Genomic DNA, 14,348 nt, shown 5'->3' on the forward strand with positions numbered 1-14,348 from the left:
CTTGCAGCTAGCCGTACACGTTCCAATCCATGTGGCACGCTTATCCGGTTCTGTGCCCGGCACGTGTTAGACTGACCCGTGCTCCCCTTGGTCCCCGCCCTTGGCAACCCCACTCCGCAGCCGATTTCCCGGCGTTGTTCGCAGATTTCATCGCTACCACGGCGGAGTCTGACTTTTCCCGTCCGTTTATCATCGGCTACGGCTCCTCGCCTTCCCGACGCGGACCAGTCCATGCTGCGACTGTCAGACGAGAGATCTCCCCGTTTCCCGCGCAAAGAGCGTCCACGCGTGCCAGGCTCTTCGACCACGCCGGGTCGTCGAGGTGCTCGCGCTCGCGCGCCCCACCATGTTGCCTTGCGCGTTCTGAACCGCGTCGGCACCCGGAATTACACAGCTATCGCGGCTCAATGCCTGGCCCGCACGTTCCCCTACTGACGCTTCGCCGACCACCTCGCGGTGGCCCGCGCCCGGCTCGGGGCCGATGTGGTTAGCTATTCCTTCATCGTGGCGGACTTGCACCACCTGCTCCTTGCCAGTCTCCCGGCGCACTCAGAACTTGTGGCGGATGCCGGCTGCGAAGGTGGTGCCGCTACCAGATCCGGTGATCTTGTCGAACATGACCGCGCCATAGATGTCGGTTCGCTTGGAGAAGGAATAGTCGTAGCCCGCGGATGCCGCGTGACGCCGGTAGGTCGTCATAACCTCGCTGCGCACCCGGGAGCTCGCCACCGACGCCAACAGCCTACCACTGCCAATCGGAACCGTCGCGCCAATCTGCGCGGTGTCGGTCAGAGTGGAAGCACCACTTGTGCTTGTGTGGGCGTACGTTGCCATCAGCTTCGCGACCGAGAAGTCATAGGAAACTCCCGCCAGGATGGCCGTCTGCGCCCAGCTGCCGGTTGGCAGGCCAGGCCCTACTCGCGTGCGCTGGATCCCGAAAGCAGCCGAGAGCCGCCCGCGGTCATAAAGCAAGGTACCGCCCGCGTTGTTGGCAGAGTTGGTACCCGACTGTTCGCCTAGGCTGTAGAGGCCGCGGAAACTGAAACCCGCGACGTCCGGGGAGTAGTAGCCAACTGCGTTGCTCCACACCGTGTCGCCTGCCACATACCTGCCTTCCGCAGGTGTCCAAAGCATGTTGTTGAAAGGCGAGAGCTTGGTGGAAAACCCAAACGCGTCATATATGCCGCTTGCTAGAAATAATGGATTTGCAAGGCGACCAAGGCGGACCTCGCCAAATCGCTGGTGCTCCAGACCTACATAGGCGTTGCGCGCAAATAGGCCGTCACTCGTATTGCGCCCTCCGATACCCGTATCAGGTTGCAGATAGCCTTCAAGCCGGAAATTCGCCCTCAGCCCCGTGCCAAGGTCCTCCGTCCCGGCCAAGCCCCAAAACGACGTCTGCATGCCACCGCCCTCCACACCAACGGTGGAATGGCTTGCGCCGCTTAGCTTGGTGCTGGCCAAGTAAGAGTCTACGAGGCCATAGAGCTGCACGCCCTGCGCGTGGCACGCAGACTGGGTCGCCAACACGGCCACCACCGGCAACGCGCCCCGTTGGATCGCCGCGTAAAACCGGCAGACGCAATCGCTAAATGCATGCTGTTGCTTCTTTTTCATGTATCTCCTCCCATTTGCCCGTCGCGAATAGGCTACGACCCGTCGCTAGTGATTTCACGCGCAGTAACGCCCCACGCCGCTTGCGTGGACGCAAAGCGGCGCATTCTGGCAATACGATGTGTGTCGAACTCTTTGAGAACTGCTGATGGATCGGGTTGCCGGGTGCGCTGTCCGGACCAACGGCCGGACAGCACACGTTACTAGCCGAGATACTCCATGACGTAGAGTCCGCCGTTGTAGTCCGTGCTATAGATCATTCCATCGCTGTCCACAAAAACATCCGCGGACTGAATGACCTGCGGCCGATTCGGACGCGAGTCCACCAATGCCTTAGGAGCCGGCGGCACTAATGCCCCAACCTCGCGCGGCGCATACTTGTCGCGGATATCGAACACCCGCACGCCTGCGTTTTGATATGTGGTGAATATCAACTCAGAGCTCACGAAGGTACCAGGACGGTTTTCGTGCAGGTTGTGCGGCCCGAAATGACCTGGCTTAGCCTTGTAGTCGCCGTCAGTCGGCGACTTGAACGTCGAGATGCTCACAGGGTTGGAAGGCTCCCGGATGTCAAACAGCCACACCAACTTCTCACCGTCCTCCTGATGGTCAAGCACTGCCTCGTCAAGTACGACGAGCAAGTCGCGATCGGGCAGCGGCAAGCAGTTGTGGGTACCTCCGCCAAACGGAGGCGACCAATTCTTATGCGCAAGAAGGCGGGGCTGGGTCCGGTCCTCGACGTCTAGAACCACCAATCCCGCATCGCGCCACGCCAAGTAGGCAGTATTGCCATGGACAATGGGATGATGCAGTCCATGCCTTCTCGTCGGATCCCAGTCCGGCGACTCGCCTGCAGCCAGGTTCATACCGGGAAGCCAGAAGCGACCGGCCTCTCGTGGGCGGGTCGGGTCTGACATGTCGATGGTAATAAAAATATAGTCAGTGAAGCCGTCAATCAGCGCAGACGCATAGGCCCACCGTCCACCGGTATACCAAACACGATGGATACCGCCCCCGTCCACCGGCATGAAACCAATCTCTCGAGGTTCTCCACCACGCGAAATATCGAAAACGGCTAAGCCGGCTCGCCAATCACGCGCTGCGCGTTTGCCGTCTGCCGTCCCGACCTTCTGCCCAAGCGCGCCGCTGTAGTAGGCCTTCTCATCCTGAAACTCCTGCGCTGCGAACATGTTCTTGGCATTGATCACAAGCAGCAGATCATCGTGAGTCTGAAGGTGGATATTCCAAGTATTCGGCGCCGCGGCTATGTAATTCACCGCCCGTGGCTGACTGGGATCGCGCACGTCGATCACGCTAAAGCCATTCGAGAACATATGCCCGACGTAAGCATAACCGCGGTGGACCATGACTTGTACCGCGTCGGGTCGACCACCCTGGTCAGAATGGCCGATCAGCCGCATGTTTCGCGCCAGATCCGGCACCGGTAGATCGGAGCGCTTCACTTGTCGTCTCCTTGTGACTCTGTTGGCCGAAGGAATTTCGACGAAGCCGTGTGCTTGAGAATCCCCGATACGCTGTGGAACTCGGACCAGTGCGGATCGTTCTGTCCTTCCGATGGATCGATGTGCTCGAGCATGTATTCACCCAGGTCCCGCCCGCGCTGCACCGAGCGGACGGCGATCGGCTGCCGCACGTGATTAAATCGCGCAAGACTTGCGTCGATGTCGCCACCTTCTGCCAACTCCTGCGCTAGCGATTCAGCGTCGGACCCAGCCTTCGCAATACCCATACCAATGTGCGGGCGACACACAGCAGCTGCATCGCCAATGAGCGCCACTCGCCCATACACGAGACTCGGCGACACGTGGTCGTAGATGGGCGTGAAGAACGGCTTCTCCACACACATCAAGATTTCCCGCATCGGAGGTGGCAACATGCGATGTGCATCGGCTTTCAGTGCCTCAATTACGTCCGCACGCACTTTCGGCGGGGGAATCGAGAGGTCATAACGCTGGCCATCACTATCCGTTAGCATGTCATCTAGTTGAGAAGCATCCACCGGCCGGTACCATACCCAGTTGAAGCGCCGATGGCCGGGGCGAAGGTCGTTGTTCGGACCGGCAATTGGATACCCAATGTTCTTGTTGTTCGGCGGCAAGAAGAACGCGAATTTGTCGAACACCGCCGCATGCGCCTCCGGTGGAATATCGGCTTCCTCCGCCAACCCGCGCCAAACTACGTACCCGGCGTAGATCGGCTGAACTTCCGGCGCGACAATTCCACGTACGGTGGACCGGAACCCATCGGCGCCCACCAGAAGATCTGCGGTCTCCCGGACACCGTTTTCGAACACAGCAGTAACCGAAGTCAGGTTCTGCTCTATCGCCACGAGGTTGTACCCGAGGTGGTGCGAATCCGCTGGAACCGTCGCACGCATGATTTGATGCAGTCTGTCCCACGACGTGACGATCTGATCATAGTGAAGGCGCTCGATTACGTGCCCTTCCTGGTCGATCGCGATTCGTTCGCTGATGCGCACACCAAGGTCGTTCAGGTCCGCCCCGCTGTGTTCCAGCGTCTGAATCAAATCGTCGTGCGTGACGATGCCCGCACCGCGGCCAAACAGCTCCACCTCAGTACGTTCATAGACGTCTGTGCGCCAGCCAGCCTTGCGTAGCAACGTGGCGGCAAACAGGCCAGCCATCGAGCCACCGATAATGATCGCACGGCGCTGGCGTCCGGAATTGTCTGCGTATTGCATAACTGTCTCCTTTTAAAGCTTGCGAACCTTGGAATAATCAATGAAGCTCATAAGCACGGCGCCCACAATAGGCGGTACCACAACCATGGCTAGGGATGCCACCGACCAACCCACCTTCCCGACGAGCTCTCCAAACAGATACCCGGCAAACGGCCCTGGCAGATAGAACGCGGCCAGCGCGACCGCTCCACATTGACCAATCTTGTTCGGTACGCAACTGCGCTGTACTACCGACATGAACCGCGCAAAAAGGAAGCCGCTGACCATCAGGCCGAAGACGAAAGACATCACCACGTGCAGCCAAAACGACGCGAAACCGTGGAACAGGAGATAGCCTGCAGTACCGAGAACCAGCAGCGCCATGACGACACTGCGTTGACCCGTTCGGTCCCCGATCCAACCTCCGATGACACCGCACATTGCGCCAATCCCGTACATACCGAGGGCAGATCCCGCGTCGATGGACGAGTACTTGAGGGCCCCGTGTAAGTAGCTTGCATAAAGTGCGGTGTAGGAGAAGAACGCCAGACCGACCAGACCAAAGGAAATTGATCCGAGCACGACGTTGCGACACCAAATCGAAGGCTCATCCGAGCTCGCAGTCTGAGCAACGCGGGCCACCTCGCCGGCTTCAGTGAAATCCCGTGGCAATGCCACCGCGGCGACGAGCGCCATGACAACCCCGGCTGCGCCGAAAACATAGAACGAGATTTCCCAACCATTTGCCCACGCCTCGAGCCGAGTGCCAAGAACCGGGCCAAGAAAGGCCCCTAGCCCGAAGAAGGTCTGCATCGCTCCCATGGCGGCGCCCCGGTTGGCACCAAAGTATCCACCGATGCACGCAAAGACGGCGCCGACTTGGAGCGCCTCACCGAATCCGGTCAATGCGCGCAACACTGTCAGGCTCACCAGGCCGCTAGCAAAAGGCGTGGCAAGCGTGAAGAACGAGTATGCGACTAGCCCACCCAGCAGCACGTGGCGCCGTCCGAACCTAGCCATGAACCACCCGCTCAACGCGGCGAAGATCGCAACGTTGATGGTGAAGATCGTGCTCACCATCCCCCCCTGCGGTAGGGTGAGTCCGTACGCCGCGCGGATGCTACCGAGGAGTGCGGGAAAAACCTGACGATCCATCGCATTGAACATGTATGACGTACCTAGCAGAAGCAGGAACATCAATAGCTGCAACTTGCTGTAGCGCGTTTTCGGTTCGAATGTGGTGCCGTACGGGATTGTTTCAATTGCGGCCATTATTTTGTCTCCTTGGATAATGCGTCCGTTGACAGGGCTCGGCAGCGCGGCTCTACGGCCGCGTTCTGCCTCGCCTCGCCTACTGCAAGCGATTCAGTGAGAAACTCGCCAAGTCCAGTCGCGCAAGCAGCGCTGCGCCGTCCTCTCTTTGCATGGGTACCAGCGGTGGCCGCACGATGGCCCACGACGAATGACCGTGAGCCTCGGCAAGGGTGTACTTCATCGCTGGAATCATTGCGGACGATTGGTAAATCTGGCGAACCTTGTCCGCGTCGGCTTGGAACACAGACGCTTGACGCTCGTCACCCGCCGTCAGCGCTGCGTACAAAGCCTGAATACCGTGCGGGTTGACGTTGACGGTGGCGCTAATACACCCCGCGCCGCCAAGAGGTAACGCCTTGGAAAGCAGCGACTCACTCGCCGGAAATACGTCGAAACCAGAACTCGAGAATTGATCGATCATCGCTCGCGAGTTCCCCCAATCGCCCGAAGAGTCCTTGGCGCCGGCAATCGCCTGAGGATATCGCTTGAGAAGTCGCTCGATAAGCGACAGCGAGATTGGAACCTGCGTCAATTGAGGGATGTGGTACAGGTACACAGCGAGCCTGGAGTCGCCCACGCGTTCGATCACTTCAGCGTAGTAGGCAAATAGGCCGTCCTCCGACACACCCTTGAAATAGAAGGGCGGAAGCACAAGCACGCCGCCCGCACCCTTTTCGACCGCATGGCGCGTGAGGCGCACTGTGTCGGTTAGAGCGCAGCTACCCGTGCCTGGCATCAGACGCGACGCCGGAATGCCGGCATCCAACAGACGATCGGTCAACTCGACTCGCTCGTCAACCGATAGGGACGCAGCTTCGGAGTTGGTGCCGAAAATGGCGAGGCCTGCGCCATTTTCTAGTAGCCATCGACAATGCCTCAGATACGCAGGCCAGTCCGGATCGAGATTCGCGGTAAAGGGTGTCAGCACGGGCGCGAGCACGCCGCGCAGCCGATCCTGGCGCGATTGGGATGCAACAGATGTCACAAAAGTCTCCTTTCTGTTATAGCGAACAATGGCTGTCAACCAATGTCCTGGGCAGTGGATGGCGCCGGGAGGTTGCCTCCGTACTCGTTACTTGGCGACACCTCGCTTACATGCTGGCCATGTTCGAGCGCGCGATGAAGCAGTTCGGCTAAATGCAGCACGTCGCGACCAGTCTCTTGGTGGATCTGTTCGCGACAGCTGAAGCCGTTCGTTAGAATCACCGTATCTTTCGGCTGCTTGCGTACCTCCGGCAGCAGGACCTGCTCTCCGACGCTGCGCGACAAGCCAATGTGGTCCGGATGAAAGCCGAACGATCCCGCCATGCCGCAACAGCCGCTATCGAGTAACGTCGCGCGCGCGCCACTACGCTCGAGCATCGCCATGTCGCCACGGGTACCGAAAAGCGACTTCTGATGGCAGTGCGCATGCACTAATACGTCCACCTCCAGACGTGGGGGGATGTAGTTGTGATCGAGCAGGAAGTCGCCAAGCAGAACCACGCGATCCGCAAGGCGCTGCGCGCGTGCGTCATCCGGGAAGAGCTTCGGTAGTTCGTCCTTGAAGACTGACAGGCAACCTGGTTCAAGACCAACGAGTCGCACAGGCTCCTCTTCGCTACCCCCGAGAAGGGGGTCCAGAGCATCCAAGATGTGCTTCAGCCGGTCACGGGCAAGGTCGAGGTAACCGAAGTCGTAGAGCGGACGCCCGCAACAGAGCGGCTCCTCCGGCACATCCACGTTGAATCCCGCATGGCGCAGCACCGCGACCGCCGCCTCGGCGACTTCCGGGTGAAAGTGGTTGGAGAATGTGTCGACCCAAAGTACGACTCTGGGCTGCGCAGCTTCTGGCGTTCGCCGCCTAATCCTGGCGCGAAAAGGGCGCCGAGCAAAGCGCGGCAACTCGCGGTCTTGATTGACCCCGGCCACCCACTTCGCGATCGTCGATACACCTGGCGTTTGCGTCAAGAAGTTCGACAATGCTGGGGCCTTGGCTGCCAGTGGCGCCCAGTCACCGATCCGGCCCATCGACAGCGCCTGCCGCGGGCGGCCACGGTCCTTGTAGTATTGGGACAGGAACTCCGACTTGTAAGAAGCCATGTCGGTATGCGTGGGGCAGTCACTCCGACAGCCTTTGCAAGCTAGGCAGCTGTCGAGCGCCTCCTTTACGGCCTCGCTTTGCCAGCCATCGCGAACCACATCCCCCTGTAGCATTTCCCACAGCAATCGCGCCCTGCCGCGTGTGGAGTACCGCTCCTCCCCCGTCGCGCGATAGCTCGGACACATCGTGCCGCCTTTCGCAGACCTGCAGCGTCCCATTCCGACGCAGCGCTCTACCGCACGTTGAAAGCCATTGCCTTCCCGGCTGCGGAACTGCAGTGTTGTCGCAATGGGGATGACCTTGTAGTCAGGACCGGCCCTCAAATTTTCGTCGACACGATACGGATCGACGACTTTTCCAGGATTGAGTTTCCCAAGCGGATCCCAGATGCGTTTGAACTCCCGCATCGCACCCACCAGTTCCTCGCCAAACATGATGGGCAGGAACTCAGCCTTAGCTTGACCATCTCCGTGCTCGCCAGACAGCGATCCGCCATAGGCCACTACCAGCTCCGACGCCTCACGCGCGAACTCTCGAAAGCGAGCCACTCCTGCCGCGGACCTCAAATCGAAGGTTACGCGAGCGTGCACGCACCCGTCCCCGAAATGACCGAACAGTGACGTCCTGTAGCCATAGCTGTCGACTAGTGCCTGGAAGGCGCGCAGGTAATCCCCGAGCCGATGCGGATCAACGGCTGCATCCTCCCAGCCGACCTGCGGATCCGGGATGTCGGGGTCAATCGAGAGTTGGGTCGCCGACGCACCGTTCTCCCTGATTGACCAGATTTGCTGTTGTACAGCTTTCTCCGGCACTACGCGTGTACTTGGCCGCGGTCCATGAGGACGATTGCGAAAATATTCTGCCGCGCGCTCTGCCTGCTCCACTGCGGCTTCCATCGTGCTTGCGCCGAACTCCATCACGACCCAGGCGTCTCCGATCGGAAGCAGTTCGATCTCAGCTTGGGCAAGATTGCGCGCTTGAAGTCCTCGGATGATGGCGCGATCCAATCCCTCAATCGCAATCGGCCCAAACTTTTCGTACTCGGGCACGGCGTCGGCCGCGATATAGATGTCATCGAAGCCCAGCACGAGAACAACACGCACTGACGGACTCGTCACAAGGCGCAATCGCGCATGCAACGTCATAGCGCACGTTCCCTCAGTCCCAACAAGAGCTCGCGCGACGTTGAATCCATTCTCCGGAAGCAACTGATCCAGATTGAATCCCGATACACGTCGCTTGATGCTGGGGAACTTGGCACGGATAAGGTCCCCGTACCGGTCTCGCAGCTTTTTCAGATCCGCATATATCTGCCCCTTTCGGCCCCCAGCCTGAATGATTTCTTCGAGCTCTGCATCGCTTGTCGGCCCAACCCAGAAGCGCTCCCCGTCATAGGTCAGAACCTCAAGCTCATCCACATTCTCAAGCGTCTTACCCGCCATGACTGAATGCGGCCCACAGGAGTTGTTCCCGACCATTCCGCCGATCGTGCAACGGCTGTGTGTCGACGGATCGGGAGCGAACGTCAGACCATGCTTTTCCGCGGCGTTCCGTAGTGCATCGCACACCACCCCTGGCTCAACAAGAGCAGATTGCGCCTCCGGGTCAAGCGCAACAATCTGATTGCACCGCCGGGACATGTCAAAAACGACGGCCTCGTTTACTGCCTGCCCGTTCATCGAGGTACCGCCGCCGCGAGTCAATACCGGCGCGCTAAAGTCATGGCAGATCCTCATGCCTTCGACAAAGTCATCCAACGAATCCGGAACCACAACACCGATGGGCACCTGACGATAGTTCGAGGCGTCTGAAGCGTAGACCGCGCGGTGCGCAGTATCGAACCGCACTGCGGCACCTAGCCGCGCCTGCAGCGTGGCTTGTAGGGGCGTTTCCGGCGTCATGCTCGTCCCCGCACACGTTCGAGGAACGTGGTCAGCGCTGCGCCGATCTCATGCGGGCAGTCCTCCGGTACGTAGTGGCGCGCTTCCACAGTGACCTCGGTCTGGTTCGGCCACTGCCGGCAGTGTTCCCGTGCAGCACCTGCGGTCCCATGGCCCTCAGTTGCATTAATGAAAAGCTTCGGAAGATGGTGACTGGCTCCCATCCAGTCGCTGTAGCGCTTGACTCGCGCGTACATGTCTGGCGGATCGCCGTCGAACGGAATGTCTCTCGGAAAGACCAATGTTGGCTTGCGTGATTCCGGAGTCTGGAACGGCGCCGCGTAAATGGCTTTTTCCTCGTCTGTCAGCGAGCGAATGACGCCGTACTCAAAGAGCATCTTCTCGACGAAGAAGTTGTCACGCAGCACCATGTCCTCGCCTTCCGGTCCGCGCAGGCGCTTAAAGACGGCCTGACGCTCAGGCGACATGTCTGACCATAGTCGCGGGCGGACCATCGCTTCCATATACACAATGCCCGATACACTCTCCGGGAAGCGACTTGCCCGGTCAAAACCTAGGGCCGCCCCCCAATCCTGAATGACCAGGACAATGTTGCTACGCAGCCCGAGCTTGGCGAACCACTCATCCAGATAGTCGGCGTGATCAAAAAAGCGATAGGCGCTTCGCGGCGACTTACTCGACTGGCCCATGCCAATCAGGTCTGGCGCGAGCACGCGCCCAAACGGTAGCGCATACGGAATGACATTGCGCCAGGTGTAGGACGATGTGGGATTGCCGTGCAGGAAGACTATCGGATCGCCCTCACCCTCGTCGACGTAGGCCATCTCGGCGTCGAGTACCGAGATGCGTTTCATGTGATAAGGAAAGGCTGAGCTGATGGACTTTCCGTGCTGCGGCGCAGAGTCGGCCAATGTCATATCTGTCTCCAGTTCTCTTGGGGGGCGGCGGCGCATTCATGTTCCGAATGGCACTCGAGCTTTGTGTCTTTGCCTTTAGGCAGTTTGGTCTTGGCCTGCGGGAGCGGCAAACGTAAAGAATTCGGCTCTTGCATGAGTTTTATGAATACCCGCCATCGCCGCAGTCGCATCCATCAAGTGATTCGCAGCGTGCCCCGAGCCAGGCAAGTGCGTAGCGCGCCTCTGCCAAGTACATATCGGAAAACGACGATATGGCGCTGCCCACGGCCGTAGGGGCTGCGGCTCGGCCGCATCAGTGAGACGCATCGCAGAGCCAGAACCAGGAGCCCCGATGAGCACGCCCATCTCAGGCGCGTGCACGCTGCATGCCGCCGCTTATGTGCGATACTGGAGTCGCGAACGTTGGAACTTCGCCGACCCCACCTAGGAGCCGTTCGCGCTGGGCACCTGGCAGGGAGTCACGCCTAACTGCGCCAAAAGGATGCACGCGCCGTAGCAGCGCGCGCCTGTGATGTCTCCATCGTGACCACGTGGATGGTGAGAGCGTCTACCGACGCCCATCGGGCAGCGCCGCAAGCGCGGACTCAATTCTGGCAACGTGTAAATTCTGCCGCGATATTCCCAACGACACCGCGTTCGTCGGTACGAGCACGTAGTAGCACAATCCCTCGTCATAGGGCTTCGGGAACGGAAAGGGAATGGGCAATTGTGCTCCACAGAATCAGCTGCTGCGAGCGAACAACCGCATAGGGGTCGGCAAGTACTAGGCGCTCCGTGCCCAAGGTTTTTGCGGGCTTGCGCACGGGCTCATTCGGGCAAGCTACCTAAAGCTGGCCTGCCTGTTACCCCTCCTAGTGAGGGTACGCAATCTGGGCATGCCAATTTGCCTCACGCGCCTTGCCGACGCACGCGCGTGGAGGCGCATGCGGTAAGGGGAATCCTGGCGACGCGGAAGCCGTTGCTCGGCCTCCTGCTGCGACAACTCCGCTTGAGACATCGCCGGCCGGCTGGTGGCCTCCTGTAGACCACCCTCCGACTATCCGTCTTGCTAATGCCGGACCTTATACCGCAGGGGGCAAAAGCTTACGATCGATGAAAGACTGGAGCGCGTCGCAGAACGCATCACGGGTATCGACCACGCCGCCAAATCCGGCCTTGCGAAGCTTGATGGTACTAACGAACGCTACCGGACCCGCCGGGGCACCGGACGCGAACGCGAAGTCCACATGTTGATCACCCTGGCCGACAAAAGATGCCAAGTCCCCGCTTGCCAGACCGTACTTCGCGACAATCTTCGCCCAAACGTCGGCGTTCTCGCGAATGTACTGAGCCACACTCATGGGCTGGTCGCCCCCAAGGGTTACACCCAGCGTCTTTGCGAATGCAGGCCACACGCTTCGCCATTCAAAGACGTCGCCGTTGGTGATATTGAAGATCTCGTTCGCTGCAATTTGGTATTCTGCAGCCCAAGTCATCACCTGACCAACGATGTCAGCATCGGCCATCTCCCATACGAACGAAGGACCACCGGGGAAGCTGAATGGCTCACCTTTTTCGCGTCGGATAGCTGCATACACGCCGATGGCCGGGAGCACATTGAGGGCGCCGGGGGTCTTGCCCGTGACGAGTTGCGGTCGCAGAACGGTGTATGTGAAACCGTGCTCGGCACCTGTGTCGCGGACGTAGTCTTGTTGATCGAAGAAGAAATTCGCGTGGTTGTCCCGGGGATCGCTTTCCCGAGCAGGGATCGCAATCGGGTGAAGATGGACGCCGTATGCCTTCGTCCCCTGCAAGATCGATACGTGTTTGAGCATGCCCTTCTTCAGGAGAAGAGGCTCAATGACGTTTCGCAACATCGAATTGTTGACTTCGATCTGCTCTGCGTTCGACCACCCCCCAACAAGGTCATTCGCATTTTCGTAAATAGCTGCATACGCGACGTGCGTTACATCCCCGAGTGCTGCCAGCGCTTCGCGCGACGCCTTTTCGTCACGCAGATCGACCGAAACGAACTGGAAATCACGACCGCTCGGCAGTTCCGGCTTACGCCGGGAAACGCCGACGACATCCCAGCCTGCCGAGAGGAAGGATTCAATAGCGGCTACGCCAATGAGTCCGCTTGCTCCCGCCACCAAAACCTTGCTTCTCACGCCCATCTTTAAGCTCCATTTCATCATTGCCATTCGAGCCCAGAGCCCTATCCGATCTTCATCGTCATCGCTCTGAGCACGCATCCCGACCGGCTGTCGGTAGTTAGAAATCTAGGGGCCAGTGGAGTCGTGTGGTAGTAGCGGGTTCGGAATAATAGTTATTCCGTTGAACACAGAACTGGGCGCCTAAATCGGTTAGTTGCACTCCTACCGAAGCACCCTCGTGTTCCCGAATGTTGATATAGTCCAGTCCCCCGCGAAAAAAAGCGACGCGCCGTGTTGCGTCGCCACAAAGGAGGGGACCTCGCTGTCCCCCGCCGGAGAGAGGGTGGTATGGACCCACCGCAGCCTAAGCGGTATATCCCGCCCGCGCCACCGGTCCAGCGTGCCCATGCACACGGTTATAGCCATGCACCACAATCGACCCTCGTGATAGCAGCCGCGCCTTTCCCCCTCGAAAAGGCCCGACGAATGCAGTTTTGCGTCGGCGCCGCGCCTCTTCTCTATGACCATTAAGAGCGGCTAACAAAACCATGTCATCGTCACATGGCGTTTGAGCGTTTCCATGTGTCATGGCACGGAAGAAGATCAACAACGAATTGTGGAAGGCATCTCGTGCAGTCTATTCGCGCCGCAGGCGCAAGGGCCGTCATTCCGCCGCGCTCGAACCGGGTCAACAAGCGACGCTACAGTCGTGCCCTGTATCACACCCGCGATCTGGTTGAGCGCTTCTTCAACCGCATCAGGCATTTCCGCCGCGTCTCCACCCGGTATGACAAGCGAGCCGACAGCTATCTCGTCTTTGCATCGCCCGCCTGCGCCTTTGGACCATTGGTGCAATTGTGAACAGAACCTGGTCTTGGCGCGAGCGCGCCGTACGACCCTCCATGGGCTCCACCAACTCGGCGAGGGCCCAACTGTGCTTGTTAGCGACCGCGCCGATGGCGGTATAGCCAACGACCGGGAGCAGCCGCGATTTGATGGCGTGGCGCCTCCCCGCCGGTTTGGATGCGCGCACGGAATTAGGAGCGTTCCCGAGAACCGGCAGCCGAGATGCCTCGAGGCCGCGCCATTGGTCACTATTCTCGATCGGGCATGGGCAGAGCGCGCAAAGGCGCTGCGCGAATGAGGGAATCAACGCAGTCGGCTCCTAGGCTGATGTCGTCGCTGCCGGCTGCGTGCGAAGGGACCGATGCCGTAAGCCGACGGACTAACTCGCTGGAGGCCCTCTTCCCGTCGATTCAGAACGTTGTGAATGAGGTCATCGGGCAACTCACCACCGGCGGCGGCAGCCTAATAGAGGAATTCTGCAAGGACTCCATGGCACAACCTTATCCGCCCCACCCCTCTGACGGAAAATCACTGAGTTGATCGTAGCGGAGTGCCAAGTCAGCACTTCGCGTCTCTGTACGCCCTCACGGCACGGTGCTCCCGCCATCCCTAATGGCGGCGTCCCGTCGCAGCGCCACGCAGTCGGACCCGTATTCCCCTCCGGAATGACTGTTATTGCCATATGCCCCCTACTGCCCCGAGGGATTTGCAGCCACCATTCATGCACTATCACCGAATCTTGGAGCACAGGCAGTGGAAAAACTTTTTAGCAACACGTCCGTCGGATCTTACACGCTTGATCATCGGGTGGTACTCGCCCCCCTCACACGTATGCGC

At 59.5% G+C, this 14,348-nt stretch carries 8 protein-coding genes and 1 pseudogene; 1 reads left to right on the plus strand and 8 read right to left on the minus strand.

Going from position 1 to position 14,348, the window contains the following annotated elements:
- Positions 1-549: 549 nt before the first annotated feature.
- From RM96_RS07905 to RM96_RS07940, 8 genes are all read right to left on the minus strand, one after another.
- Positions 550-1,617, minus strand: coding sequence for a porin (locus RM96_RS07905; RefSeq protein ID WP_052279378.1), 1,068 nt, complete (start codon positions 1,615-1,617; stop codon positions 550-552).
- A 200-nt stretch (positions 1,618-1,817) separates the two neighbouring features.
- Positions 1,818-3,077: an LVIVD repeat-containing protein gene (locus RM96_RS07910; RefSeq protein ID WP_039009491.1), complete on the minus strand. Its 1,260-nt coding sequence runs from the start codon at positions 3,075-3,077 to the stop codon at positions 1,818-1,820.
- The gene (locus tag RM96_RS07915; protein WP_052279379.1) at positions 3,074-4,336 is read right to left on the minus strand and encodes an FAD binding domain-containing protein; all 1,263 of its coding nucleotides are present in this window, start codon (positions 4,334-4,336) and stop codon (positions 3,074-3,076) included. The genes RM96_RS07910 and RM96_RS07915 overlap by 4 nt, the downstream gene beginning before the upstream one ends.
- A gap of 12 nt (positions 4,337-4,348) precedes the next feature.
- Positions 4,349-5,587 (minus strand): MFS transporter, encoded by a 1,239-nt coding sequence (locus RM96_RS07920; protein WP_039009492.1) that lies wholly within the window; start codon positions 5,585-5,587, stop codon positions 4,349-4,351.
- Between the two features lie 79 nt (positions 5,588-5,666).
- A complete protein-coding gene (locus RM96_RS07925) occupies positions 5,667-6,653 on the minus strand; it encodes a dihydrodipicolinate synthase family protein (RefSeq protein WP_338011402.1) in 987 nt (328 codons plus the stop codon).
- On the minus strand, positions 6,650-9,613 hold the full coding sequence (locus RM96_RS07930) for an FAD-binding and (Fe-S)-binding domain-containing protein (protein WP_082016456.1): 2,964 nt from the start codon (positions 9,611-9,613) through the stop codon (positions 6,650-6,652). Before RM96_RS07930 ends, RM96_RS07925 begins: the two co-directional genes overlap by 4 nt.
- Positions 9,610-10,530 (minus strand): haloalkane dehalogenase, encoded by a 921-nt coding sequence (locus RM96_RS07935; protein WP_082016457.1) that lies wholly within the window; start codon positions 10,528-10,530, stop codon positions 9,610-9,612. The genes RM96_RS07930 and RM96_RS07935 overlap by 4 nt, the downstream gene beginning before the upstream one ends.
- Before the next feature lie 1,061 nt (positions 10,531-11,591).
- Positions 11,592-12,686 carry an SDR family oxidoreductase gene (locus RM96_RS07940; protein ID WP_039009504.1) on the minus strand — a complete coding sequence of 365 codons (1,095 nt, stop codon included), beginning with the start codon at positions 12,684-12,686 and terminating at the stop codon, positions 11,592-11,594.
- A gap of 603 nt (positions 12,687-13,289) precedes the next feature.
- Here RM96_RS07940 and RM96_RS36855 point away from each other — a divergent pair.
- Positions 13,290-13,526, plus strand: a pseudogene (locus RM96_RS36855) (IS5/IS1182 family transposase); the annotation flags it as partial.
- Positions 13,527-14,348 lie beyond the last annotated feature (822 nt).

Origin of the sequence: Cupriavidus sp. IDO (assembly GCF_000812465.1) — a bacterium.
GTDB lineage: Bacteria > Pseudomonadota > Gammaproteobacteria > Burkholderiales > Burkholderiaceae > Cupriavidus.

Coding starts and splice junctions, on each gene's coding strand:
- RM96_RS07905 (WP_052279378.1), bottom strand. CDS start 1,617: ATGAAAAAGAAGCAACAGCATGCATTTAGCGATTGCGTCTGCCGGTTT.
- RM96_RS07915 (WP_052279379.1), bottom strand. CDS start 4,336: ATGCAATACGCAGACAATTCCGGACGCCAGCGCCGTGCGATCATTATC.
- RM96_RS07920 (WP_039009492.1), bottom strand. CDS start 5,587: ATGGCCGCAATTGAAACAATCCCGTACGGCACCACATTCGAACCGAAA.
- RM96_RS07930 (WP_082016456.1), bottom strand. CDS start 9,613: ATGACGCCGGAAACGCCCCTACAAGCCACGCTGCAGGCGCGGCTAGGT.
- RM96_RS07935 (WP_082016457.1), bottom strand. CDS start 10,530: ATGACATTGGCCGACTCTGCGCCGCAGCACGGAAAGTCCATCAGCTCA.
- RM96_RS07940 (WP_039009504.1), bottom strand. CDS start 12,686: ATGGGCGTGAGAAGCAAGGTTTTGGTGGCGGGAGCAAGCGGACTCATT.